Origin of the sequence: Pseudoxanthomonas beigongshangi, from assembly GCF_016820515.1 — a bacterium.
Classification (GTDB): domain Bacteria; phylum Pseudomonadota; class Gammaproteobacteria; order Xanthomonadales; family Xanthomonadaceae; genus Pseudoxanthomonas_A; species Pseudoxanthomonas_A beigongshangi.
The window spans coordinates 94,965-118,084 of the sequence record NZ_JADHDV010000002.1; the positions used below are offsets into that span (position 1 = coordinate 94,965).

Annotated in this window: 22 protein-coding genes and 1 pseudogene; 6 read left to right on the top strand and 17 right to left on the bottom strand. The window is 67.7% G+C overall.

Going from position 1 to position 23,120, the window contains the following annotated elements; genetic code table 11:
- Positions 1 to 2 precede the first annotated feature (2 nt).
- Positions 3 to 1,532 carry an FAD-dependent oxidoreductase gene (locus IQ458_RS01935; protein WP_203321736.1) on the bottom strand — a complete coding sequence of 510 codons (1,530 nt, stop codon included), beginning with the start codon at positions 1,530 to 1,532 and terminating at the stop codon, positions 3 to 5.
- A 233-nt stretch (positions 1,533 to 1,765) separates the two neighbouring features.
- On the opposite strand from IQ458_RS01935, the pseudogene IQ458_RS19740 reads away from it, so the two are divergent.
- A pseudogene (locus IQ458_RS19740) lies at positions 1,766 to 1,867 on the top strand (KGG domain-containing protein); the annotation flags it as partial.
- A gap of 93 nt (positions 1,868 to 1,960) precedes the next feature.
- Here IQ458_RS19740 and IQ458_RS19825 read toward each other — a convergent pair.
- The 7 genes from IQ458_RS19825 to IQ458_RS01975 form a co-directional block, all read right to left on the bottom strand.
- Positions 1,961 to 4,039 (bottom strand): catalase, encoded by a 2,079-nt coding sequence (locus IQ458_RS19825; protein ID WP_203321828.1) that lies wholly within the window; start codon positions 4,037 to 4,039, stop codon positions 1,961 to 1,963.
- Positions 4,040 to 4,469: 430 nt separating this feature from the next.
- Positions 4,470 to 5,288, bottom strand: a complete 819-nt coding sequence (locus IQ458_RS01950) for a nucleotidyltransferase domain-containing protein (protein ID WP_203321737.1) — start codon at positions 5,286 to 5,288, stop codon at positions 4,470 to 4,472.
- A gap of 40 nt (positions 5,289 to 5,328) precedes the next feature.
- On the bottom strand, positions 5,329 to 5,952 hold the full coding sequence (locus IQ458_RS01955) for a DUF2306 domain-containing protein (protein WP_235996583.1): 624 nt from the start codon (positions 5,950 to 5,952) through the stop codon (positions 5,329 to 5,331).
- Positions 5,953 to 6,132: 180 nt separating this feature from the next.
- On the bottom strand, positions 6,133 to 6,480 hold the full coding sequence (locus tag IQ458_RS01960) for a hypothetical protein (protein ID WP_192197771.1): 348 nt from the start codon (positions 6,478 to 6,480) through the stop codon (positions 6,133 to 6,135).
- Positions 6,481 to 6,720: 240 nt separating this feature from the next.
- Complete coding sequence (locus IQ458_RS01965) at positions 6,721 to 6,996, bottom strand: chaperone modulator CbpM (protein WP_203321738.1); 276 nt, start codon at positions 6,994 to 6,996, stop codon at positions 6,721 to 6,723.
- Positions 6,993 to 7,907, bottom strand: coding sequence for a DnaJ C-terminal domain-containing protein (locus IQ458_RS19830; RefSeq protein ID WP_203321739.1), 915 nt, complete (start codon positions 7,905 to 7,907; stop codon positions 6,993 to 6,995). The genes IQ458_RS01965 and IQ458_RS19830 overlap by 4 nt, the downstream gene beginning before the upstream one ends.
- A complete protein-coding gene (locus IQ458_RS01975; RefSeq protein ID WP_203321740.1) occupies positions 7,904 to 10,216 on the bottom strand; it encodes an FdhF/YdeP family oxidoreductase in 2,313 nt (770 codons plus the stop codon). Before IQ458_RS01975 ends, IQ458_RS19830 begins: the two co-directional genes overlap by 4 nt.
- A gap of 177 nt (positions 10,217 to 10,393) precedes the next feature.
- On the opposite strand from IQ458_RS01975, the gene fdhD reads away from it, so the two are divergent.
- Both fdhD and IQ458_RS01985 read left to right on the top strand, forming a co-directional pair.
- Complete coding sequence (gene fdhD / locus IQ458_RS01980) at positions 10,394 to 11,233, top strand: formate dehydrogenase accessory sulfurtransferase FdhD (RefSeq protein WP_203321741.1); 840 nt, start codon at positions 10,394 to 10,396, stop codon at positions 11,231 to 11,233.
- 31 nt (positions 11,234 to 11,264) lie between these two features.
- A complete protein-coding gene (locus IQ458_RS01985; RefSeq protein WP_203321742.1) occupies positions 11,265 to 12,200 on the top strand; it encodes a Dyp-type peroxidase in 936 nt (311 codons plus the stop codon).
- Between the two features lie 15 nt (positions 12,201 to 12,215).
- Here IQ458_RS01985 and IQ458_RS01990 read toward each other — a convergent pair whose 3' ends face one another.
- Positions 12,216 to 12,590, bottom strand: coding sequence for a cupin domain-containing protein (locus tag IQ458_RS01990; RefSeq protein WP_192197769.1), 375 nt, complete (start codon positions 12,588 to 12,590; stop codon positions 12,216 to 12,218).
- Positions 12,591 to 12,668: 78 nt separating this feature from the next.
- On the opposite strand from IQ458_RS01990, the gene IQ458_RS01995 reads away from it, so the two are divergent.
- Positions 12,669 to 13,298 carry a TetR/AcrR family transcriptional regulator gene (locus tag IQ458_RS01995; RefSeq protein WP_203321743.1) on the top strand — a complete coding sequence of 210 codons (630 nt, stop codon included), beginning with the start codon at positions 12,669 to 12,671 and terminating at the stop codon, positions 13,296 to 13,298.
- A gap of 3 nt (positions 13,299 to 13,301) precedes the next feature.
- Here the strand turns inward: IQ458_RS01995 and IQ458_RS02000 are convergent, their stop codons facing one another.
- The 8 genes from IQ458_RS02000 to IQ458_RS02035 all read right to left on the bottom strand — a co-directional run bounded on the left by IQ458_RS02000 (position 13,302) and on the right by IQ458_RS02035 (position 21,930).
- Positions 13,302 to 13,838 carry a DUF4199 domain-containing protein gene (locus IQ458_RS02000; protein WP_192197767.1) on the bottom strand — a complete coding sequence of 179 codons (537 nt, stop codon included), beginning with the start codon at positions 13,836 to 13,838 and terminating at the stop codon, positions 13,302 to 13,304.
- 119 nt (positions 13,839 to 13,957) lie between these two features.
- Positions 13,958 to 14,407 carry a helix-turn-helix transcriptional regulator gene (locus IQ458_RS19835; protein WP_203321744.1) on the bottom strand — a complete coding sequence of 150 codons (450 nt, stop codon included), beginning with the start codon at positions 14,405 to 14,407 and terminating at the stop codon, positions 13,958 to 13,960.
- A gap of 50 nt (positions 14,408 to 14,457) precedes the next feature.
- Positions 14,458 to 15,024, bottom strand: a complete 567-nt coding sequence (locus IQ458_RS02010) for an alpha-ketoglutarate-dependent dioxygenase AlkB (protein WP_203321745.1) — start codon at positions 15,022 to 15,024, stop codon at positions 14,458 to 14,460.
- A 1-nt stretch (position 15,025) separates the two neighbouring features.
- On the bottom strand, positions 15,026 to 18,262 hold the full coding sequence (locus IQ458_RS02015; RefSeq protein ID WP_203321746.1) for an error-prone DNA polymerase: 3,237 nt from the start codon (positions 18,260 to 18,262) through the stop codon (positions 15,026 to 15,028).
- Positions 18,259 to 19,680 (bottom strand): Y-family DNA polymerase, encoded by a 1,422-nt coding sequence (locus tag IQ458_RS02020; protein ID WP_203321747.1) that lies wholly within the window; start codon positions 19,678 to 19,680, stop codon positions 18,259 to 18,261. Before IQ458_RS02020 ends, IQ458_RS02015 begins: the two co-directional genes overlap by 4 nt.
- 7 nt (positions 19,681 to 19,687) lie before the next feature.
- A complete protein-coding gene (gene imuA / locus IQ458_RS02025; RefSeq protein WP_203321830.1) occupies positions 19,688 to 20,341 on the bottom strand; it encodes a translesion DNA synthesis-associated protein ImuA in 654 nt (217 codons plus the stop codon).
- Positions 20,317 to 20,934, bottom strand: coding sequence for a transcriptional repressor LexA (lexA, locus tag IQ458_RS02030; protein WP_183641638.1), 618 nt, complete (start codon positions 20,932 to 20,934; stop codon positions 20,317 to 20,319). The genes imuA and lexA overlap by 25 nt, the downstream gene beginning before the upstream one ends.
- 69 nt (positions 20,935 to 21,003) lie before the next feature.
- Positions 21,004 to 21,930: a LysR family transcriptional regulator gene (locus IQ458_RS02035; RefSeq protein ID WP_183641640.1), complete on the bottom strand. Its 927-nt coding sequence runs from the start codon at positions 21,928 to 21,930 to the stop codon at positions 21,004 to 21,006.
- Between the two features lie 104 nt (positions 21,931 to 22,034).
- Here IQ458_RS02035 and IQ458_RS02040 point away from each other — a divergent pair, with 104 nt between their 5' ends.
- Together IQ458_RS02040 and IQ458_RS02045 are read left to right on the top strand one after the other, a co-directional pair.
- Positions 22,035 to 22,670 carry an NAD(P)-dependent oxidoreductase gene (locus IQ458_RS02040; protein ID WP_192197762.1) on the top strand — a complete coding sequence of 212 codons (636 nt, stop codon included), beginning with the start codon at positions 22,035 to 22,037 and terminating at the stop codon, positions 22,668 to 22,670.
- Between the two features lie 26 nt (positions 22,671 to 22,696).
- Positions 22,697 to 23,104 carry a MoaF-related domain-containing protein gene (locus tag IQ458_RS02045; protein WP_192197761.1) on the top strand — a complete coding sequence of 136 codons (408 nt, stop codon included), beginning with the start codon at positions 22,697 to 22,699 and terminating at the stop codon, positions 23,102 to 23,104.
- The last annotated feature ends 16 nt before the right edge of the window (positions 23,105 to 23,120 follow it).

Below are 23,120 nucleotides of genomic sequence, written 5' to 3' on the forward strand. Positions count from 1 at the left end.
GCTCAGGAAGCCTTTTCCCATGGGAAGGGCGACAACGGTTCGCTCGTGGGGCCATTGAGAATGGCGCCGCTGGCCGCATCGAAGCGCGAACCATGGCAGGGACAGTCCCAGGATTTTTCCTCGCTGCTCCAGCGCACCACGCAACCCAGGTGCGGGCAGCGCGCATTGAAGGCATGCAGGTGTCCATCCGCGCCGCGATACAACGCTACCCGATGCAGGCCGCGGCGCAGCACCGCGCCGGTGCCACGCGCGATCGCGTCGGCGTCGGCCACCTCGCCCGGCCGGATCCAGTCGCGGTATTGCAGTGCTGCATTGGCGTTCTCGCGCAGCCACTCGCCGCCGCCACGCACCGGCTTGCGAGCCGGGTCGTAGAGTCCGGTCCATGGATTGTCGCGCCCCTGGATCAGATCCGTGATCAACAACCCGGCCAGGGTACCGTGGGTGATGCCGTTGCCGGAGTCACCGGTCACCAGGTAAACATTCTCGTTGTCGGGATCCCGGCCGATGAAGGCCAGACTGTCCGCCGGCTCGAGCACCTGGCCCGACCATGCATGGGTGAATCGTCCTATTCCCGGGAATCTCGCCTTCGCCCATTCCTGCAGGCGCACATAGGCGGTCGGGTCATCCTCCTGTCCGGTCTTGTGATCCTCGCCGCCCACGATGACCTGCACCGGATCGGCCGCGTCGCCCGGCATCTGCAGGCGCACATAGTGGTAAGGATCGCCGTCGTCCCAATACAACGCGTCGGGCAAGGTCTCCGGCGGCGCCTCCGCGACCACGGCGTAGGTCCGGTAGGGCGCCTGCTTGGTATAGGTCGCTCCGGTCTCGTGGAATGGCACGTTGCTGGCGACCACCACCGCGTTCGCGCGCACTTCGCCTTCACGCAGGCGCACGCATGGCTGCGCACCACCTTCCACCGCGCTGGCCTCGGCGCGCAGGAACGCGCCGCCTGCATCACGCACGGCCTTGGCGAGCACCAACAGGTACAGGCCCATGTCCACCCGCGCCTGCTGATCGAACCGCAGCACCGGCCCCAGCGCGGCAGGTGCCTCCTCGCCCTCGCCCACCAGTTCGGCCGACAATCCCGCGGCCCGTGCCGCCTCCGCCTCGCGGCGCAGGTTGTCGGTATCCCCGTCATGCGAGAACAGATAGCCGGGCAGCCGGCGGAATCCGCACGGCGGATCCGAGGCCAGGGCCAGTTCCTCGATCCAGTCGATGGCGGCCGCATGGCTGGCCGCCGCCAGTCGCGCCCCCTCCTCGCCATGTTGGCGGGCCAGACGGTAGTAGCGATCGTCCAGCGCGGACGCCAGATGCGCGGTGGTGCGCAGGGTTTCGCCCGCGCCAAGGCCGGCGCGATCGATGACCAGCACCCTCCTGCCTTCGCGGCACAGGCACAGTGCCGTGCTCAGTCCGGCGATGCCCGCGCCGACGATCACGACGTCCTGTGCTTCGCTGACCGGGCCTTCGAGAAACCAGTCCGCGGTAGCCGTGTCCACCGGCGTCCAGAGCGGTTGCGTGCGTGCGGTACCCATGGCGGATTCCCTGCTGCGAGGATGGGCTTGGCTTAGCCCACCCCGGAAAAAAATAAAGTGAAGCCTCCACCAGCACCCGCCACGTCGGCCGAATCTGCGCGAGCTCGGGTTGGAAAATTTTCCGCCTTCCCGTCCCGGCGTGCACCAGGCGTCATGCCGACCGGTTGAAAGCTGGCGTGGGCATTGCGGCGATCCGTTCGGGCACTTCCCTGCCCGCAAACAGGAGACTTTCAATGCCAACCCAGAACCGCAACAAGAACTCGGGCCAGGACCGTCGTGGCTTCGCCAGCATGGATCCGGACAAGCAGCGCAACATCGCCGCCGAAGGCGGCCGCGGCGACCACTCGCCAGGTCATTCCTCCGTCGTCTTGCGAGGAAGGAAAACGCGGGCCGCGGGCCCGCGTTTTCCTTGTGTCACGGAGATTGCCTCAGACCCGGGGCGGATCCGTCTCACGCTCGGGGTTGCGATGTCCGGCAATCGCGCCGACGAATCGGGACAACGCCTCCTCGCCGGCGAACTCGGCCATCACCAGGGCATCGTCGGCGTTGGATTCGATATCGATGCCGGCGACCGACAGCACTTCGCTGGCCGTGCCGAGCGCCAGGATCGCCTTGCCGTGGCGCCAGGCATCCCGCACGAATTCCAGTACCCGGCCGTCGGCCGACCACAACGCCACTGCTTCCTCGCCGGCCGGCAGCACCAGCGCGTCGAACAGCACGCTGGGCTCGTTCTCGACCGAGGCGTCCGCGTCGAGCGTTTCCCCCTCCTCGGTTTCCAGCGCGCCGACGTGTGGACCCAGCACGCGCACGGCCGCGCCCCGACCGCCCAGCGCTTCCACCAGCGCACGCACATCCTTGGCGCGCACGCCGCGCGTGGCCAGGATCGCCACCCGCCGGCTGCGGATGCCGCCGTCTCCCGGCCTGGCGGTCAGCGACAGCGCAGGCGACAGGGTCACTTCCGCCGCCGGCGGTCGTTCCAGTGCGCGCGGCATCGCCGGTGGCAGTGCCATGCCCAGCCCGGCGGCGACTTCAGCCGCCAGCGTCTCGGAGACATTGCGCAGCATCGAAACGACCCGGCGCCGGATGGCCGGCACCGTCACCTTGCTCAACTCGAAGCGGAAACCGGCGGCGATGTGGCGTTTCTCGAACGCGGTCTGGCTCTCGTAGAACAGGGTGGCCTGGGCGAAATGCTCGGCGAATTTCTCGGGTTTTGCCCGTACCTCGTCGCCTTCGGACGGCTCGGAAAACGAGACGAAACCGGCCGCACCCGCCTGGAACGGGCAACCGCCGCCCAACGAATTGGGCTCGTACGAGACACGCCCTCGATGGATGGCCTGCCGGTGCATTCCGTCACGCTGGTTGTTGTGTACCGGCGCCAGCGGCGCGTTGATGGGAATCTCGTGGAAGTTGGGCCCGCCCAGCCGGCTGATCTGGGTATCCACGTAGGAATGGATGCGTCCGGCCAGCAACGGATCGTTGGTGAAGTCGATGCCGGGGATCACATGCGCGGCGCAGAACGCCACCTGCTCGGTCTCGGCGAAGAAGTTGTCCGGATTGCGGTTTAGCACCAGCCGCCCGACGACGCGCAACGGCACCAGTTCCTCCGGCACGATCTTGGTCGCGTCCAGCACGTCGAAGCTGAAGGCCTCGGCCTGCTCCGGGGTGAAGATCTGCAGGCCCAGTTCGTATTCGGGATAATCGCCGGCCTCGATTGCCTCCCAGAGATCGCGCCGGTGGAAATCGGGATCCGCGCCGGAGATCTTCACCGCCTCGTCCCACACCAGCGAATGGGTGCCGAGCACGGGATTCCAGTGGAACTTGCAGAACACCGAATCGCCGTCCGCATTCACCAGCCGGAACGTGTGCACGCCAAAGCCCTGCATCATCCGGAAACTGCGCGGGATGGCGCGATCGGACATCAGCCACATCAACATGTGGGTGGATTCGGGCATCAGCGAAACGAAATCCCAGAAGGTGTCGTGGGCGGATGCGGCCTGTGGCATCGCATGATGCGGCTCGGGCTTCACCGCGTGCACCAGATCCGGAAACTTGATCGCGTCCTGGATGAAGAAAACCGGCATGTTGTTGCCCACCAGGTCCCAGTTGCCCTCGTCGGTATAGAACTTCACCGCGAAACCGCGCACATCGCGAGCCGTGTCCTTGGAGCCCCGCTCGCCAGCCACGGTGGAGAAGCGCACGAATACCGGCGTGCGCTTGCCGGCGGCTTCGAACGGGGCGGCACGGGTGAGTTCGGACAGGCTCTCGTAGGCTTCGAAATAGCCGTGCGCGCCGGACCCCCGCGCATGCACGATACGCTCGGGAATCCGTTCGTGGTCGAAATGGGTGATCTTCTCGCGCAGGATGAAATCCTTGAGCAGCGCGGGCCCACGCAGACCGGCCTTCAGGCTGTTCTGGTTGTCCGCCACCGGCACGCCCTGGTTGGTGGTCAAGCGGCGATCACCGGCATCGTTGCGCACGCGCAGCAGCGGGCCGCTGCCGGCGTCCATGCCCGGCAACGCCGGTTCGCCGGACTTTCCGGTGTCGTTGCGCTCGCTCACCGTGCTGGCGGCCGCGTCCGGCGCGGGCGCTGGAACATGCTCGCCCTCCGGCGGATCCAGCGCATGTTCCAGACCGTGCTCGGCCGCCTTGCCGGCGTTGTACTCGCGCTCGCTTGACCATGCTTCGGCCAGGCGGGCGACCTCGGCCTGCGGCACGCCCAGCCCCCCGGACCGTCCCTCGGCCGGGCCGGAATCGGTACGGGGGCGGGCTTTCTTCCCCGTAGCCGACCGCTTGGAGGGGGTTTGCTTCTTGCTCATGGCGGACACCTCCTGGAGAGAGGTGTCCCAAGCTAGCCCGATGGAGTGAACAGAATGCGTTCGGCGGTCGACGCGAGTGATTCGGCAGGCCAGGGCCTGGCTTGTTTACCCATCGATATGTTCATCCGCCGGCATGCACCTGGCTTGATGCGCCGGTGCCACCCTCAAGATAGGCCAACAGCAGTTCGGGCATCCCGCTTGTCACCTCGCCCGGCGGCTCGTCGTCGCGAAGGTCCAGGTAGATTTCTGCCGCAGCGGACAGGGCATCGCGAACCGAACCGGCGTCATGCACGGCCACTGTACGTGCCAGCAGTTGGATCGCCGCATCATCCCACGTCTCCATTCGCCGCAGGCCCCGCTGCGCGCGCCCGGCCCTGCGATGAAGCATCGGCCCCAATACCTGATCGCGGAAAAAGGCGAGCATCCCCATGGCCTCGAACAGTTCACCGCGCCCCAGCTTGGCCGCGCCGTAATGCAGCCAGATCCAGGCCCGCTGTTCGAACCATTCCGGGGAGCGCTCCGGCCAATGGATGACCGCCGCGTCGAGTCGGCCTTCAATATCGGCGGCGTCGCGGGCGAACAGCACCGAGGGTCGTTCTACGAGCCGGCCCAGATCTTCCGCAACGATGAATTTGAGATCCACATGGAGCAAGGGAGGACCGTAAAGACAGATGAGCAACCTCGGTTCGCCGACATGCTCTCCACTGAAAGCTGACAGCAGGTCGCCCAGGCCTTCCGCGAACTGCCTGCGCGTGGCCATGACCTCGGAATACCCGCCAGACTCCACGACCACCACGAAATCCAGATCCGAATAGCGGTCGAAGCCGCCGTGGACATAGGAACCGCCCGCAAGCAGGGCCTTCAGCCGCGGATCGCGGGAAACCCCGGCCCGTACCCTTTCGACAAACGCCTGGTGCTGTGGGGGAAGCATTCCGCTCATGTCCGGCGCTCGAAGGACACGGGCCAAAGCCGGATTGCAATCATGCGGATTCGACTTCCGGGCTGCTGCGGAGCGTGCGTCCGGGAAACCCGCGCGGCGCCTGCATCCCGCGCATCAAGGACACGCCCGCTCCGTACACCAGCAACGGCGCGGCCCAGCTCAACCACAGCAGCGTCGGGATCATCACCATCGGCGAAGCGAGTTCCATCATGCCGGGAATCCGGACCAGCGCCCGGAAGGTGATCGGCGCCAGCGTCACCAGGTAGCAGCCGATCATCCATCGCCGGTGCACGTCCACCTGTCCACGGCGGATGGCGCGATAGCCCAGGAAGGCGGTGACCAGCCAGGCCAGCGCGGTGGCGCCGAATGCGGTGCGTATCGCGGCCGGCGCAGGGCTGGTCAGGATCAGTCCCACCGCGCCCACGCAGGCGACCAGCATGCCCAGCAGGAAGGTCCGGCCGATCCAGCGATGCACCCGCGGCCAGGTGCGGCGAAGTTGCGGCAGGAACTGCAGTGCGCCCAGCAGGACCGTCAGCGCGCCACCACCGATATGCGTCCACAGCCACTCGCGCCGGGTCCAGAACATGCCGTAGCTGCCGGCATTCAGTTGGGTGTACTTCTGGTAGGCGATGGAGAGAAACTCGAAGGCCGCGAGTGAGACCATCAACCACGCCAGGGCCCATGCCGTGTTTCGTGCAAGCGCCGGCCACACACGGGAAGAAGTTCGTTCCAGGTTCGGCTGCGTCATTTCATCGCCATCCGCGGGTGAGCGGCTGAGCCTACCTGAGCGCGGGAGCGCCGATAAGTGGCCTGTTCATAGATGAACCACGCCTTCCCTTGCCAGTCAGGCAGGCCAAGACGTGGAGCCAGGTCTTCCCTCCATGCCACTGGGATCGGCCGACAGCAGATCCTCGTGCAGCATGAAGACGTCGTTGCCGTCGACGCCGGGATCGCCGATGGCGTAGAGCGTCGAAAACACCGCCTCGTAGGCCGTGTTCCGCATCAGCAGGCAGATGTCCCGGGGATCGGCTCCGAGAGCAAGCAGCCGCTCGAGGGCCGGTCCGCTGTCGGCCAGCGGATCATCCGGTCGCTGTTTGGCATGGGCGATCACCTGGGCCAAACCATCCGGCCTGAGCTGGATGTTGATTACCTCGGCCCAGAGGTGTGCCAGGAGTTCTTCGCGAGTGGACATGATGTTCCTGTGGTTCGTGGGGTGGGTTCACACCGGGCCCTGGGGATCGGGCATGCGGTTCATCGGTATTGGGCCCTGCCGCGAAGAGCCAATCCCCCTCGGTCCCCCTTCTTCGAAGGGGGAGGCAAAGCGGGCATGCGGGATTGGACGGAGTGCTGATCAGCATGCGGAGGCGGAGCCGCGACGCGCCATGTCCCCATGTCCGCAGTAAGTCCATTCGCGCAGATGTACGGACCTTCCCTACTCGCCCTTGATCTCCCCGCGCAGTTGCGCGAGGAGGCGGCGCAGCCCGTGGATCTGGTCGATGAGATGCAGGGCCACGTCGATGCCTTCCTCGTTCACGCCCAGATCGTCGGAAAGGTCGCGTACCAGATAGGCGCGGGCGACGTCGATTTCGGTCAGTTCGACGCGGCTGGCGGTTCGCGCGGGCGTGATCCAGGCCCTCTCGATCCACACGGTCAGCGTTTCGCGGCGGATGCCGGATTGGCTCAGGAATTCTTCCAGATCGATGTTCATGCCTGCGGTTCCTCGCGGGGATGATGGCCCTGCCCTGCGTGCCATCCGGAGACGAAGTCCTTCAGTTCGGGATCGCCGCCCTTGGGCAGCACGATGCGCAGGCGGACGTACTCGTCGCCTCGCCCGCCGCCCCGGCGCGGCATGCCGTGGCCCTTCACCCGCAGCCGGCTGCTGCCGTCGGAGCCCGGCGGCACGTTCAGGTCCACGTGTCCGGTGGGAGTGGGCACGCGAATCGGCCCGCCCAGCACCGCTTCGCGCAACGAGATGGGCACTTCCAGGCCAAGATCCTCGCCGTCCTGGCTGAAACGGGGATCCGGCATCACGTCCAGTTCGATCAGCGCGTCGCCCGGCTGGCCATGCTCGCCGCCGGGCGCGCCCTTGCCGCGCAACCGCAAAGTCTGCCCCGATACGATCCCGGCCGGCACGGTGACGTCCAGGGTATCGCCGGTGGGCAGCGTCAGCCGGGTCCGGGTGCCATTGATGGCGTCGGCCAGGCTGATCGGCAGGCGGTAGTGCATGTCCTGTCCGCGCCGGTGCGCGCGCGCCTGCGCGCTGCGCCGGAGCAGTTCGGCGAACGGGTCATCGCCTTCGGCGAAATCCGCGTAGGCGGCATGGTCGGTGTCGTTGCCGTAGGCATGGCCGTGATCGGCGCCGGCATAGTCGCGATAGTAGCGATGCTGCGGCCGTTCGGCGCCGGTTTCGTCGATCTCGCCGGCGTCGTAGCGCTTGCGCTGCTCCGCGTCCCCGAGCAGGCGGTAGGCGACGGCGACGTCCTTGAAGCGCTCCTCGGCCGCCTTGTCGCCGGGATTGAGGTCCGGGTGCAGCTTGCGCGCCAGTCGCCGGTAGGCCTTCTTGATCTCGTCGGCCGAAGCGCTCGCCGGGACGCCCAGGATCTCGTAGGGATTGCTCACGCGCCAGCCTCCGCTTGCGCCGCCGCCGGCGCCGGCGCATCCATCGCGATCACGCGCACCGGTATCGACTTGGCCGCCGGCGTGCCGCTGATGCGGTCGTGATAATCCAGCGGCAGCAACGGATTCAGTTCCGGGTAGTAGCCGGCCACCGAGCCGCGCGGCATCGGATAGTCGAGCACCGTCAGCCCCTCGACGCGGCGCTGCCGGCCATCGGTGCTGAAGGTTTCCAGCGCGACCTGCTGTTCCGGCCGCAGCCCGCGCTCGCGGCGATCCTCCTCGTTCATGAACAGGACCATGCGATCGTTGTACACGCCGCGGTAGCGATCGTTGTAGCTGTAGATGGTGGTGTTGAACTGATCGTGCGAACGCACGGTGGCCAATCGCAGCATCGACGGATCCGCGACCGGATCATTCACTTCCAGCCCCGGCAGCGGCAGGAAGTTGGCCTTGCCATTGGGCGTGAGCCAGACCCGCCGGCGTGGCGCGACATCCAGATGGAAGCCCTTCGGGGCGCGGATGCGCTCGACGAACCCGGCATACAACGCCGGATAGACATCGGCGATGCGCGCGCGGACGAGATCGTAATCCACCGCGTAGTCGGCCCAGGGAATCCGGCTGTCCGGCAGCGTCGCCATCGCCATCCGGCAGACGATCTCCACCTCCGGCAACAGTTGCGGACTGGCCGGTTCCAGCACCCCGCGCGAGGCGGTGACGTTGGACATCGAGTCCTCGATGGTGACGAACTGCTCGCCGGCGGCGGTCTGGATGCGTTCCGAGCGCGCGATCACCGGCAGGATCAGCGCCTCCCTGCCGTGCACCAGATGACCGCGGTTCAACTTGGTGGTGATGCCCACGGTGAGGTCGAGCTTGCGCATGGCCGCATACGCCTGTTCGGTGTCGGGCACGGCACGCACGAAGTTGCCGCCCAGGCCGATGAACACCTTGGCGGTACCGTCCATCATCGCGGCGATGGACTCGACGGTGTGGTGACCGTGCGCACGCGGCGGTTCGAAACCGAACACCTCGCCCACCCGGTCCAGATACGCCGCCGATGGCTTCTCATCGATGCCGACGGTGCGATCGCCCTGCACGTTGGAGTGGCCGCGAATCGGCGAAATCCCCGCGCCTGGCCGGCCGAAATTGCCGCGCAGGAACAGCAGGTTGGCGACCTGCTGGACCAGCCGCGAGCCTTGCTGGTGCTGGGTGAGTCCCATGCCGTAGCAGATGATGGTGGCGTTGGAGCGGATGTAGATTTCCGCGCAACGGCGAATCTGTTCCTCCGCCACGCCGGACACCCGCACGATGTCCGCCCAGTCCAGGGACAGGATTTCCTCGCGGACCGCTTCCAGGCCCGTCGTGTGCTCGCGCAGGAACTCGTGATCCAGCACCGGCTCGCCCGCCGCCTCGCGTTCGAACAGCACCTTCATCATGCCCTTGAGCAGCGCCAGGTCGCCGCCGATGCGGACATGCACGAACTCGCTGGAGATCTCCGTCGATCCGAACGTCGCCATCTGCACCACGTCCTGCGGTTCGGTGAACCGGATCAGGGCGCGCTCGGGCATCGGGTTGACCGCGACGATGGGAATGCCGCGTTTCCGCGCCTCGACCAGGTGGGTCATCATCCGCGGCGAGTTGGTGCCGGTGTTCTGGCCGATTACGAAGATCGCCTCGGCGTGCTCGAAATCCTCCAGCACCACCGTGCCCTTGCCCACCCCGATGGCCGGCGGCAAGCCGCGGCTGGTCGGCTCGTGGCACATGTTGGAACAGTCGGGAAAATTGTTGGTGCCAAACTGGCGGACGAAGATCGCGTACAGGAACGCCGCCTCGTTCGGCGTGCGCCCTGACGTGTAGAACTCGGCTTCGTGCGGGCTCTTCAGCCCCCGCAGATGGCGCCCGATGATCTCGAAGGCGGTGTCCCAGTCGCAGGGTACGTAGTGATCCGTGGCGGCGTCGTAGCGCATGGGCTCGGTCAGCCGGCCCTGCATCTCCAGCCAGTAGTCCGACTGTTCCATCAATTCGGACACGCTGTGCCGGGCGAAGAACTCGCGGGTCACCCGCGCCTGGGTCGCCTCGAAGGCCAGCGCCTTCACGCCGTTCTCGCAGAACTCCAGCTTCTTGGTGCAGTCGGCGTCCGGAAACGCGCAACTCGGGCACTTGAAGCCGCCGGGCTGGTTCATCGCCAGCAGCGCGCGCGAGCCCTTGCTGACCACGCTCTGTTCCAGCAGCACCTTGGCGGTCGCGGCGGCCGCGCCCCAGCCGCCCGCCGGCTGGTGGTAGGGCTTGTAGCGGGGAGGTTTCTGCGCGCTCATGACCCGATACCTCCATATGCGAACCGTCGCGGCCAGTTAAGCACTTTACGCCGTCCCGCTCCACCTCGCCGCGATGAAACGGATGAGCTACGCTGCGACGGTTCGTCCGCGGCCGGTTGTTCCATCCGGTGGCCGGCGAACGAAATGGAAATTGCCAGCCAGCGGAAATGAAACGCCATGCCCGAACGCGGTGACGCCCCGCCTTCCGCCACCTCCGGGTGGGTGGATCGGCATGTCCTGCGTCGCCAGGGCGATGCCACCGAGGCGGTGCTGGATCGGCTTGCCGAGGAAATGCCGGTGGCCATGCGCTACAACGGCCGGCCGTTCGCGGTGATGATGGCGTCGCCCTGCGATCTGGACGATTTCGCGCTGGGGTTCTCGCTGAGCGAGGGCCTGATTACCGCGCCCGGACAACTGCTGGGCGTCCGCACGCACTGGCAGCTGGAAGGCATCGAGCTGGCAATGACCGTCGCCGACGGCGCGCCCGCCGCGACCCTGGACGAAGGCGATTCACGCTGGCTGCCCGGCCGTGGCGGCTGCGGCCTGTGCGGAACGCGCCAGTTGGAGGATGTGGTGCGTCCCGCCGCCCCGATCACGCACACGCCCAGCTTCACCGTCGAGGCGTTGCGGCGGGCACTGGCGGCGCTCGACGCGCACCAGCCCATGAACGCCGCCACCGGCTCCACCCACGCCGCCGCCTGGGCCGGCGCCGGGGGCGACATCCTGCGGGTGCGCGAGGATGTCGGCCGGCACAATGCACTGGACAAGCTGATCGGCGCGATGACGCGCGCCGGCGATGATCCGGCGACCGGCATGTTGGTGATCTCCAGCCGCGCCAGCTACGAGATGGTGACCAAGGCCGCCCGCGCCGGCATCGGCTTCATCGCCGCCGTGTCCGCGCCCACGGCGCTGGCGATCGAACTGGCACGCGGGGCCAACGTCTGCCTGATCGGTTTCGCGCGCGGCGACGGCTGCAATCTCTACACCTTTCCCGAACGCCTCGTGGCCTCGCCGTGAGCCTGTTCCTTCTCTTTCCGCAGGAGATATCGTGCAACCCATCCTGGCCCAGCCCGTCACCGCGCCGCTGACCCGCGCCGCGATTTTCCTGGTCGTCACCCTGGCGCGCGGAGACGCGCCGACGCAGGCCTGCCGCGCCCTGTGCGCCGATCTGGGCGGGCTGGTACGCGCCATCGGCTCGCGCGTGCCCGACGCGGCGCTGTCATGCGTGCTGGGAATCGGCTCGGACGCCTGGGACGGACTGTTCGGCGCGCCGCGTCCGCGCGAACTGCATCCGTTCCGCGAGATCAACGGCCGGCACCACGCCGTCGCCACGCCCGGCGACCTGCTGTTCCACATCCGCGCCGCCCGCCAGGATCTGTGCTTCGAACTGGCCACCCACATCATGCGGCGGCTGGGCGACGCGGTGACCGGCGCGGACGAGGTCCACGGCTTCACCTATTTCGACAACCGGGATCTGATCGGCTTCGTCGATGGCACCGAGAATCCGGTCGGCCAGGCGGCGCTGGATGCCACCCTGGTCGGCGCCGAGGATCCCGTCTTCGCCGGCGGCAGCTATGTCATCGTGCAGAAGTACCTGCATGACCTGCGCGGCTGGAACGCGGTGCCCGAAGCCGAGCAGGAAAAAATCGTCGGCCGCAGCAAGCAGTCGAACATCGAACTGGACGACGCGACCAAGCCCAGCTACGCCCACAACGCGCTGACCTCGCTGGTCGAGGATGGCCGCGAACTGGAAATCCTGCGCGACAACATGTCCTTCGGCGACGCCGCCAAGGGCGAATTCGGCACCTACTTCATCGGCTACGCCTGCTCTCCCTCGCGCATCGAGAAGATGCTGGAGAACATGTTCATCGGCAACCCGCCCGGCAACTACGATCGCCTGCTGGATTTCAGCACCGCGGTGACCGGCGCGCTGTTCTTCGTGCCTTCGGCGGAATTCCTGGAGAAGGCGGCGGGAGCGGATTGAGCGCGGGAGGACACCTCACTCGTACCTGCGATCCTCTGTCCCCACCCGCGGCGTCACGCACAGCATCCGGCCCGGCGACAGCACCTGCAGGCGGTGCCAGTTGTCTTTCGGTATGACGCAGGCGTCGGGCGCGATCACCCTGGCCGTGGTTTCTTCCCCGCCTTCCGGGGCCAGCGTCACCGCGATTCCGCCTTCCAGCACGTAGAGGATCTTGTCGCCCCCGGGATGGCGTTCCCAGAACCGCGCGTCCACCGACGGCTCATCAATGATATCGATCAACGCCACCATCCATTCGGATGTCGCCTCGCTCAGCCTGGCCAGCGGGATATCGGACGCGCGGCGGGTATCGTCGAAACCGACCACGCGTTCCTGTGGATCAAACGTCAGCATGGTTTGTGCGCCTGATGAAAGCATGCATAGAATGTGAGTCATCGCTCGCCTTGTCTACTCGCTTTTCCGTCGACCGCCATGGCCCGCAAACCCGCCACGAAACCACGCAAAACCGCCAGCCAGGAACGTTCCCGCGCCACCGTGGACGCGCTGCTGGAAGCCACCGCTCGCATTCTGGTCAAGGAAGGCTACGACCGCGCCAGCACCAATCGCATCGCCCAGGCGGCCGGCGTGAGCATCGGTTCGCTGTACCAGTACTACCCGAGCAAAGAAGCGCTGGTCGCAGGCGTGATCGGCCAGCACATGCAGGAAATGATGCAGCGCATCCGCGACGCATTGGCCCGGGTGGCGCATGAGCCATTGGATCTGGCCACCCGCGAACTGGTGCGGGTGATGATCGACGCGCATCGCATCAATCCCCGCCTGCACCGGGTGCTGGTCGAACAGACCCCGCGGGTGGGACTGCTGGAGAACATCGAGGCCATCGATCGCGAGGTCTACGCGCTCATCCGCCTGTACCTGGAAAGCCACCGGCAGGAACTGCGCGTGCAGGATCTGGACACGGCGACCTTCATCGCCGTGTCCACGGTGGAAACACTGACCCACGCGGCGGTGGTGCTGCGCCCGGAAATGGTGTCCGGCGATCGCGCGGACGCCTACATCGACGAGGTCACCGCACTGCTGGTGCGCTACCTGCGCAAGGCCTGAGCCTCATCCCCGCCGCGCCGGCAGGACGCGCGGGTTGCGCAGGATGGCGGCCGAAATCAGCGAGACCAGCACGCCGACCGGGAAAATTTCAATGAACGTCATCGGCAGCCGGAACAGCGGATTGGCGTACTGCGCCTTGAACGTCTCCATGTCGGCGGCCAGTCTGGCCAGTGCTTCGGGACTGGCGCCCTTGGCCTTCTGCGCCTCGATCATCGCCCTGGCATAGGTGTCGGCGAAGTCCAGGCCGCTGATCGCCAGCGCCGCCTCCCAGGACAGCATGTAGATCAGGCTGGCGATGAAGCTCACGCCCAGGCCCAGGCCGAATGCCGGCCAGAACCGGATCACCCCACCCAGTTCGCGATCCCGGTGGCGCTTGATGGCCAGGAACACCAGGCTCAGCGCCACCAGCATGGTCAGGTAGCCGATCGCCATGCTGTAGCCGGACGGAATGGCGTCCTGCACGGTCAGCACGATGAGGGACAGGACGCCGCCGGCAATCAGGCCGGCGAGCAGGCCATAGGACAGGATTCTGCGCAGCATGGGACACCTCTCGGGTCGGGAATGGCGGCGTCATTGGGCGGCCCGGCCCGGCGTGCGGCAATCGGCCAAACGGGTGATTCGGCCCGTTTCCGCCCAAGGATGGCATGCGATCCATCTGTTCAGGGAACCAGCCCCAGTTCGCGCGCGCGCCGCACCGCCTCGGTACGCCGGCGCGCACCCAGCTTTTCGTACAGCCGGGCCACGTGGGTCTTCACCGTGCTGGGCGCGATGTGCAGCTCGCGGGCGATTTCCTTGTTGGAGCGTCCCGCCGCAAGTTCCAGCAGCACCGCCCGTTCGCGATCGCTGATGCCCAGGCTGTCCTGCGCCCGCGGGTTGCCGTCGAAGGCCGGCGGGCGATGGCGGCCAGCGAACAGGCGGGCGCCGACGAACACCCCCAGCGCGAGGAAGGCCAGCGCGATCAGGCCGATGTAGAAGTCATCCCAATGGGTGCGCGCCAGCCGCTGGTAATCCAGCCATTGCAGGCCGATCGCCGCCAGCGCCAGCGCCACGCCGTACACGGCGGTCCGCTTCCAGTTTCGGGATGGCATCCGGGCGTGTCGGCGGCTCATGCCGGCGGATTGTCCGGCAATGCCGGCCCTGGTGAAAGGCGCCGCAGGGACTAGGGCCGGACCCGGAACACCGCGCTGATGCGCGGCGCCTGCGGGCGGCGGGTCTTGGGAATGCCGTGTTCGTGGGTGAGCTGGGAGGCGTGGCTCATGCTGAGCAGGCTACCCGGCAACAGATCGATGGCGATGGCCTTGTGCCCCTCGCCCTTGCGCTTGATCAGCATGCGGCGCGGCGCGCCCAGCGAGACCAGGGTGATCGGATGGCCTTCGCGCAGGATGTGCAGCTTATCGCTGTGCATGGCGACGCTGTCGTGACCGTCGCGGTAGAGGTTCATGCCCACCCGGCTGTAGGGCGCGGGCACCACGGCCTGCACCCGCGCCAGCATCTCGGCCAGCGGCAGGTCCGCGGGCAAGGCGTTGAGATCATAGCTGGCGAGCAGGCGTGGTACGTCCACCACCTTCTCGTACATGGGCCGTTGCAGGTGGGTCCAGTTGGCACCCGCCTGCAGGGCCTGGAACCACCGCCACGCCCGTGCCTCGTCGATGAAATCCGGCCAGTAGCGGATGCCGCCCTGGGCATCGTCGACCAATTGCTGCATGGGGCAGGCAAACAGATCCATCTCAGTGGAAGTCCCGCGAGGGGGTGACCAGGTCGCCCAGCCAGTCGCTCATGTCGCGCAACTGGGCGGCGATGAGGTGCTGCACGCCGTCCACGTGCTCCCAGCGTCCGCGCACCGACAGCAGGCGCGCGCCCAGCAGGGCCTTGCGCTGGCGCGCAGCCAGGTGCGGCCAGACCACCACGTTGACCACGCCGTGCTCGTCTTCCAGGGTCACGAAGATGACCCCGCTGGCGGTGCCCGGCCGCTGCCGCTGGGTGACGATGCCGGCGGCATGCACGCCACGCCCGTGCGGCATGTCCTGCAACTGGCGCGAATCCAGTACCCGCTCGCCCTGCAACCGTGGACGCAGCAGCGCCAGCGGATGCGTGCGCAGGGTCAGTCCCAGCGCGCGGTAATCCGACAGCACGTCCTCGCCGGTGCGCGGCGCCGGCAGCGCGATGGCGTCCTCGTCCGGGCTGCCGGGCAGCAGCGGCCGCTGGCGCTCGATGCCGGCCACCGCCCAGCGCGCGGCGTAGCGGTTTCCGGCCAGCGCTTCCAGCGCGCCGGCTTCGGCCAGCGCATGCCGGGCCTTTTCATCCAGCCGCGCGCGCAGGCACAGATCGCGCACGTCGCGGAACGGCTGGCGCGTGCGGGCGGCGACGATCGCATTCGCCATCGCCTCCGACAATCCGCTGATCTGGCGCATGCCCAGCCGGATCGCCGGCTGGCCGGCGTCATCCTCGTCGCCCATGCGGAAACGCCCGCCTTCCAGCGTGCAGTCCCAGTCGCTGTGCAGCACGTCGACCGGCCGCACCTCGACCGGCAGGCGCCCGCCCCGCCCGCGCCGCGCGTCCTGCACGATCTGGCTGGGCGAATAGAAGCCCATCGGTTGCGCGTTGAGCAGCGCGCAGGTGAAGGCGGCCGGCTCGTGCCGCTTCAGCCAGCTGCTGATGTAGACCAGCTTGGCGAACGAGGCCGCGTGGCTCTGCGGGAAGCCATAGGAGCCGAAGCCCTTGATCTGTTCGAAGATCTGGTCGATGAATTCGGAGGAGTAGTTCTTGCCCTCCATCAGCTCGCGGATGCGTGCCCGATGCGGCTCCATGTCGCCGCCGCGCCCCCAGGCCGCCATCGAGCGGCGCAGCCCGTCGGCTTCGGCTTCCGTGTAGCCGGCGTGAATCACCAGCTCCATGACCTGTTCCTGGAACAACGGAATGCCCAAGGTATCTTTGAGAATTTCCTTGATGCCTTCGGAGGGATAGACCACCGGGTCTTTACCCTGCCGTCGCCGCAGGTAGGGATGCACCATGCCACCCTGAATCGGACCCGGGCGAACGATGGCGACTTCGATCACCAGATCGTAGAACCACTTCGGCTTCAACCGCGGCAGCATGCTCATCTGCGCGCGCGATTCGATCTGGAAAACGCCAACCGTGTCGGCGGCCTGGATGAGGTCGTAGGTTCCGGCGTCATCGCCAGGTATCCGGGCCAAGTCAATGACGCGACCACGATGTTCCTCGATCAGTTTCACCGCCTTCTGGATGCAGGTCAGCATGCCCAGCGCCAGGCAGTCGACCTTGAGCAGCTTCATGGTTTCCAGATCGTCCTTGTCCCACTGGATGATGGTGCGGTCGTCCATGGCCGCGTTCTCCACCGGCACCACCGTGGACAGCGGCGCGTCGCTGATCACGAATCCGCCGACGTGCTGGGAAAGATGGCGCGGATGCCCGCGCAGCATCGCGGTCACCGCCAGCACCCGCGCGATCAGCGGATTGTCCGGGTCGAAACCGGCCTCTCGCAGGCGCTGCTCCATCGGCGTTTCGCCGTTTCCCCAGCCGTAGCAGTCGGCCAGCAATGCAATCTGATCCGGCGGCAGGCCGAACACCTTGGCGACATCGCGCACCGCGCTTTTGCCGCGATAGCGGATCACCGTGGCGGCGATGGCCGCGCGCTCGCGACCATACTTGTTGTAGACGTACTGGAGCACCTCCTCGCGCCGCGCATGCTCGAAGTCCACGTCGATGTCCGGCGGCTCGTCGCGGTTCTCCGACAGGAATCGCGCCATCAGCAGGCGGGTCTCGTCGGGATTGACCACGGTGATGCCCAGCGCGAAGCAGACCGCCGAATTGGCCGAGGAGCCGCGTCCCTGGCAGAGGATGTCCTGCGATTTGGCGAAACGGACAATGTCCTCGACGGTCAGGAAGAAGGCTTCGTATTTCTTCTTTTCGATGAGCGCCAGTTCGCCCTCGATCTGCCGCCTGACCTTGTCGGGCACGCCGCCTGGCCAGCGCTCATGCATGCCGCGTTCGGTCAGTTCACGCAGCCAGGTGGTCGGCGTGTGGCCTTCCGGCACCAGTTCAACGGGATAGCGGTATTCCAGTTGGTCCAGATGGAAGGTGCAACGCCGCGCCAGTTGAACCGCCGCCTCCAGCAAGGCCGCCGGATAGATGTTGCCCAGCGCGCGCCGCGTGCGCAGGTGGCGTTCGCCGTTGCGGAACAGATGCTCGCCGCATTCGCCCAGCGGCAGGCCCTGGCGGATCGCGGTCATGGTGTCCTGCAGGACGCGCCGGCGGCGCACGTCCATGTGCACGTCGCCGGCGGCCACCGGCGTCATGCCCTGCTCCACCGCCAATGCCAGCAGCTGTTGCAGGCGGGCATCGTCGTCCTCGTCGCGGTGCAGTTCCACCGCCAGGAACGCGCGTTCGCCGAATACCCGTTGCAGCCACCTTCCCTGTTCCGGTTCCGGCGCGCGCGCCGGCAGCCACAGCGCGAACAGGCTGCACTCTTCTTCGCACAGCACGCTTTCCACGTCCTGACGGGTGAGCCGGTAGCGTCCCTTGGTGGTGGCGCGCCGGCCCACGGTGATCAGCCGGCACAGTTGCGTGTAGCCGCGATGGTTTTCCACCAGCAGCACCAGCCGCAGGCCGTCGAGCAACCGGAACTCGCTGCCCACCACCAGTTTCAAATCGGTGGCCTCCGAGGCTTCCAGCGCCCGCACGATGCCCGCCAGCGAGCATTCGTCGGTGATCGCCAGCGCCTCGTAGCCGCAAAGCTTGGCCCGTGCGAACAATTCCTCCGCGCTGGCCGCGCCGCGCAGGAAGGAGAAATCCGACAGGCAATGCAGTTCGGCATAGGCCGACAGATCGTCGGCGACGACGGTGTCGTCGTTGGCTGCCGCCAGTCCCAGCCGCTGCGCGACTTCCCAGGCGCGCGGCGGGCGGCCGCCGGGCGAGTCGGTATCGCGTTCCTGTTCGCGGCTCATGCGAACCACCCGTGCAGCATCCAGTGTTCCCGCTCGCCCGGCGGCGCGAACGCCCAGGCGCGTTGGCCCTGCGAGGTTTCCAGCACGTAGTAGTCGCGCCGGGCGTCTTCACCATCCCACCAGCCACTTTCCAGCCGCTCCGGTCCGGACAGGATGCGCGGACGCGGATCCCGCAGCGGTATCGGCTGCGGCAACAGCCAGGCCGGGCGCGGCGGACGCGCGGGCGCCGGCGTGATGTCCACATGATCGCCGCCACGCAGTCGCCGCCACGCCCGCTCCGGACGCGGATCGCCGGTGGGCGTCACCTGGTGGACCGCGTCGTCGCCCAGCCGCGCGCGCAGGCGTTCGCGCAATTGCGGCCAGGGCAGCGTCTGCTGCGCGCGCAGGTCGAACAGGTCCCGGACGGCCGGCACGAACGGCGGCAACTCGCGCGCCAGCAGGCGCACCGCCACCACCGGCGCGGGAATCGACACCCGTTCGAGCCGGTTGCGGGTCAGTTCGAACAGCATCGCCGGTTCGCGCTCGACCGACAGCAATCCGACGTCCACGTCGGTGTGGCCCTCCTCGTGTTCCAGCCGCAGCAGGAACCGCTGCACGCCACCGTCGCGGATCGACAGGTAAGTGCACAGATCGCCGATCAGGCGACGCAGCGGGAACAGCAGCGCGGTGTGGCTTTCCACTTCGTAGCCCAGTTCCACCCGCGCGTCGAAATAATCCGGCGGCGCGTAATGGACCAGCGGATCGTCGGCCTCGCCATACAGGCGATCCAGATGTTCCAGCACTTCCAGGCCGAAGCGCCGGCGCAGGCTGTCGCGCGGCAGGCCGCGCAGGGTGCGCAGATCGCGGATGCCCATGCGGTGCAGGCGCTCGCCGGCATCGTCGGGCAGCACGGCGCGCCGGATCGGCACGCGATCCAGCACCTCGTTCATGCCCGGCGCCTGCATCATCGCCAGGCCGTCGCGCAGGCCGGCGAACACGCGCGCCGCGCGTGGCGTCGGCGCCAGCGCGATGCGATGGCTGAAGCCGAGCGCGTGCAGTTCCTCGCGCAGGCGTGCCTCGAACCGTGGCCACGGGCCCAGCAGGCGGAAACTGGCGCGCACTTCCAGCACCAGGCAGCCAGGCCATTGCGCGCTCACCAGCGAGCTGTGGCGATAGGCCCATGCGGCCAGGAAGCGGTGCCAGCGCGCTTCGGCCTGCGGTTCGTACTCGGCCAGCGCCAGATCCGGCAGCAGCGCGTAAGCGGCGGTCAGCCGCATGCCCGCCCGCAGGCCCGCCTGCGCGGCCGCGGCATTGACGGCATGCAGCGTGCGCAGTTGTGCCGGTCCGGTCACCAGCGCCAGCGGCGCGTCGGGATCGGGGCAACGGCGAAGGACGGCGTCCAGCGCCAGCTGCGGCAGCAAGATGCAGGCCCAGAGCATGCGCGACTCACGAACCGGTCCAGGCGAACGCCTGCGCGGGTGGATGCCCGCCGCGGCATTTGCGCACGTGCCAGGCGCCGGCCGCGCCGCCTCTTTCGCGCGCGTATTCCAGCCGCAGCGATGCCGGCGAGGCGTTGAGCGCATGCCGGCGATCCCGTAGCGCGAAACCCAGGCAATCGCCACTGTCGGCCGCCACCTGCAAGCGCCGCAAGGCGCGTCCATCGGCGGTCGCCGGCCAGCCGAGCACCGCGGCGCAGGCACCGCTGCGCAGGCACTGCTCGAAGGCCCACAAGGCATCGCGCGGCGCGGCCTCGACCAGATGCAGGTGCGCCAGTTCCACGCCGCCCGCCTGCCAGGCCGGCGCGTAGGCCAGATACGGAGGCGCGATCAGCACCACCTCGTTCCCCGCGCGGGTCAGCCGCGCCAGCGTGGGCATCAGCAGTTCGATCTCGCCCACGCCATCGGCCGGCAGCAGCAGTTCGGTGAGCGCGCCGCGCGGCCAGCCGCCCTGCGGCAGCAGGCGATCCAGCGCGGCATGGCCGGTGCTCTCGCTGTCGGCCGGAACGACGGCGCTGCGTCCCGCGTGCCACAGGGTCTGCGCGGCCAGCAGGGATTCCAGGGCGACGACGCTGCCCATCAGTCGCGCCGGATCAAACCGCAGTACAGCCCCTCGATGGCGAAATCCTCGTCGGGATCCGGATCGATCGGTGCATGGCCGGCGCTGCGCGGCAGCAGCCGCAGTTCGGTGGCGGTGTGGTGCAGCCGCTTGATGGTGATGCCGGCGTCGCCGAGCCGGGCCACCACCGTCTGTCCGTGATGCGCGTCGGGCGTGATGCGCACGCCGACCAGATCGCCATCGAGGATGCCGTCGTCGCGCATCGAGTCGCCCTGCACGCGCAACAGGTAATCCGGACGCATGCGGAACAGCGCCGCGTCCACATGCAGGAATGCCTCGGTCTCGCCATCGTTGAGGATCGGTTGTCCGGCCGCGACCCGCCCCACCAGCGGCAGGCTGATCACGTCGTCGCGATCCGGTCGCGGTTCGATCAGGCGGATGCCGCGCGGCCGGCTGGGATCGCGGCTCAGGTAGCCCTTCTTCTCCAGCGCATCGAGGTGCTTGAACACCGCGCTGACATGGCCGATGCCGACCGCGGCGCCGATTTCCTGCAGGGTCGGCGCGCTGCCGGTCTCGGCCAGGTGCTGGCGCACGGCTTCCAGGACGGCGGCTTGGCGATGGGTCAGGGTCAGGCTCACACGAGAATCTTTTCACCTAATCAGGTGAAAGCCAATGGTGAAAACCTGAATTGGACCCGCCGCCTTCCCTCAGCCGGGCCCCGCCGGGAACAGATCCCGATCCCACTCCGGTTCCTCGCCGAAGCGCCCGGCCAGGAAGTCCAGGAACGAGCGCACCAGCGGCGGCATCAGCCGGCGGGTGGCGTAGACACCGAAGATGCCCATCGGCGGAATGTCGTAGTCCGGCAGCACCGCGACCAGTTCGCCGCGCGCCAGGTAGCCGGCCGCCTGGTAGGTCGGCAGCATGGCGATGCCGCCGCCGTTGCGCACCGCCTGCAGCAGCACGCTGGCCTCGTTGGCGCTGATGCCGCCGCCGACCGCGACCGCCACCTCGCGGCCATCGCGGCGCAGGTGCCAGAGGCTCTTGCCTACGAAGTGATGGGTCAGGCAGTCGTGCGCGGCCAGATCCTCCGCGCGCACCGGCGCGCCTCGCCGGGCCAGATAATCCGGCGATGCGCACAGCAGCGAACGGCAGGTGGTCAACCGGCGGGCAATCAGGTTCGGGTCCAGTTCGTGGCTGATGCGGATGGCCAGATCCACCCGCTCCTCGATCAGGTTGACCGTGCGATCCAGCAGCAGCATGTCGATGCGCACGCCCGGATGCCGGCCGACGTAGTCGACCACCGCCGCGGCCAATTGGCTCTGTCCGAACGAAGTGCTGCAGGTCAGCCGCAGTTGCCCATGCAACGGCGCGTCGGTGTCGCTGGCGACCGCCGCCTGCAGGTCGGCCCCCAGTTCCAGCAGCTTGCGGCAGCGCTCCAGCGCCTGCTCGCCCGGCGTGGTCAGGCTGATCCGGCGGGTGGTGCGATGGAACAGGCGCACGCCCAGCCAGTCCTCCAGTTCGGCCAGATAGCGGGTGACCATCGCCCGCGACATGTCCAGCGCCTCGGCGGCGGCGGTCAGGCTGCCGCGCTCGGCGACCTCGACGAATACCCCCATTGCGGTCATCCGGTCCATGACTTGCTCGATTCATGCAACAAACAAGTGCCTTATACGCGGTTTTTCGTCCGCTTTCAGCCCACTACAGTGACTCCACTTTCCCACCTCATCCGGAGTCCACCATGAAAATCGCCCTCGCCGCCGCCACCGGCAAAATCGGCCGCCAGATCGCGGCCCAGGCCATCGCCCGCGGCCATGACGTCACCGCCATCGTCCGCCGCGACACCGATCTGCCGCCGGAACTGGACGGCGCCCGCATCGTCATCGCCCCGCTGGACGATGCCGACGCCCTGGTCGCCGCCGTGCGTGGCCATGACGTGCTGGCCAGCGCCTACGGTCCGCAACCCGGCGCCGAATCCAGCCTCGCCGACGTCAGCGATGCCCTGATCGCCGCCGCCCGCGAAGCCGGCATCCCGCGCGTAGTGGTGGTCGGCGGTGCCGGCAGCCTGCAAGTGGCGCCCGGCGTGCAGCTGGTCGACGTGCCGGATTTCCCAGCCGCCTACAAGCCGGTCGCACTGGCGCACCGGGACGCGCTCAAGCGTTACCAGGCCGCCGACGATCTGGCCTGGACGTTCTTCTCGCCGGCCGCGGAAATCGGCCCGGGCGAGGCGCGCGGGCAATTCCGCACCCAGGTCGGCGCGCTGCTGGCCGATGCCGACGGCAAGAGCGCCATCAGCTACGCCGACTATGCCGAGGCTTTCGTCGCCGAACTCGAGCAGGCGCGCCACCCGCGCCAGATCATCACCGCGGCCTACTGATTCCGCCGACTAACCGGAGCATTCCCATGCGAAGCATCTTCCTGTTCGCGCTGGCGCTGTCAGGCGCCCTGAGCGGTTGCCAGAACCTGCCGGCGCATGCCGGAAGCAGCGTGGCCGATACAGATGTTTTTCCCGCGACCGGCCATGTCTATCGCGTCGATTTCGGCAGCGGCAACGCCTTCGACATCGACTTCACCTCCGACCACAGCATGACCTTCACCAAGCTGCAGCCACCCTCGCGGGGCCAGGTGGAAACCATCCGTTTCGATCACCGGCGGATCCGCGAAGGCCTGTACCTGGTGCGCTGGCAGGAAGCGGACCGGACCACGGTCGTGCACCTGGAAGACTTCGCGCGGGAACGGGTGTACACCCACATCACCCGTCCCGACGGCAGTTTCTTCAGCGGCGAATCCACCCTCACCCGCGTCCATTGAACGCGTCCATCGAGCA

Coding starts and splice junctions, on each gene's coding strand:
- IQ458_RS01990 (WP_192197769.1), bottom strand. CDS start 12,590: ATGCTGACGTTTGATCCACAGGAACGCGTGGTCGGTTTCGACGATACC.
- IQ458_RS01960 (WP_192197771.1), bottom strand. CDS start 6,480: ATGTCCACTCGCGAAGAACTCCTGGCACACCTCTGGGCCGAGGTAATC.
- fdhD (WP_203321741.1), top strand. CDS start 10,394: ATGCCCGAACGCGGTGACGCCCCGCCTTCCGCCACCTCCGGGTGGGTG.
- IQ458_RS01975 (WP_203321740.1), bottom strand. CDS start 10,216: ATGAGCGCGCAGAAACCTCCCCGCTACAAGCCCTACCACCAGCCGGCG.
- IQ458_RS02000 (WP_192197767.1), bottom strand. CDS start 13,838: ATGCTGCGCAGAATCCTGTCCTATGGCCTGCTCGCCGGCCTGATTGCC.
- IQ458_RS02040 (WP_192197762.1), top strand. CDS start 22,035: ATGAAAATCGCCCTCGCCGCCGCCACCGGCAAAATCGGCCGCCAGATC.
- IQ458_RS01935 (WP_203321736.1), bottom strand. CDS start 1,532: ATGGGTACCGCACGCACGCAACCGCTCTGGACGCCGGTGGACACGGCT.
- IQ458_RS01950 (WP_203321737.1), bottom strand. CDS start 5,288: ATGAGCGGAATGCTTCCCCCACAGCACCAGGCGTTTGTCGAAAGGGTA.
- IQ458_RS02035 (WP_183641640.1), bottom strand. CDS start 21,930: ATGGACCGGATGACCGCAATGGGGGTATTCGTCGAGGTCGCCGAGCGC.
- IQ458_RS02045 (WP_192197761.1), top strand. CDS start 22,697: ATGCGAAGCATCTTCCTGTTCGCGCTGGCGCTGTCAGGCGCCCTGAGC.
- IQ458_RS02015 (WP_203321746.1), bottom strand. CDS start 18,262: ATGAGCCGCGAACAGGAACGCGATACCGACTCGCCCGGCGGCCGCCCG.
- IQ458_RS02010 (WP_203321745.1), bottom strand. CDS start 15,024: ATGGATCTGTTTGCCTGCCCCATGCAGCAATTGGTCGACGATGCCCAG.
- IQ458_RS02020 (WP_203321747.1), bottom strand. CDS start 19,680: ATGCTCTGGGCCTGCATCTTGCTGCCGCAGCTGGCGCTGGACGCCGTC.
- IQ458_RS19835 (WP_203321744.1), bottom strand. CDS start 14,407: ATGAGCCGCCGACACGCCCGGATGCCATCCCGAAACTGGAAGCGGACC.
- IQ458_RS19825 (WP_203321828.1), bottom strand. CDS start 4,039: ATGGACGCCGGCAGCGGCCCGCTGCTGCGCGTGCGCAACGATGCCGGT.
- IQ458_RS01955 (WP_235996583.1), bottom strand. CDS start 5,952: ATGGTCTCACTCGCGGCCTTCGAGTTTCTCTCCATCGCCTACCAGAAG.
- IQ458_RS01965 (WP_203321738.1), bottom strand. CDS start 6,996: ATGAACATCGATCTGGAAGAATTCCTGAGCCAATCCGGCATCCGCCGC.
- IQ458_RS01995 (WP_203321743.1), top strand. CDS start 12,669: ATGGCCCGCAAACCCGCCACGAAACCACGCAAAACCGCCAGCCAGGAA.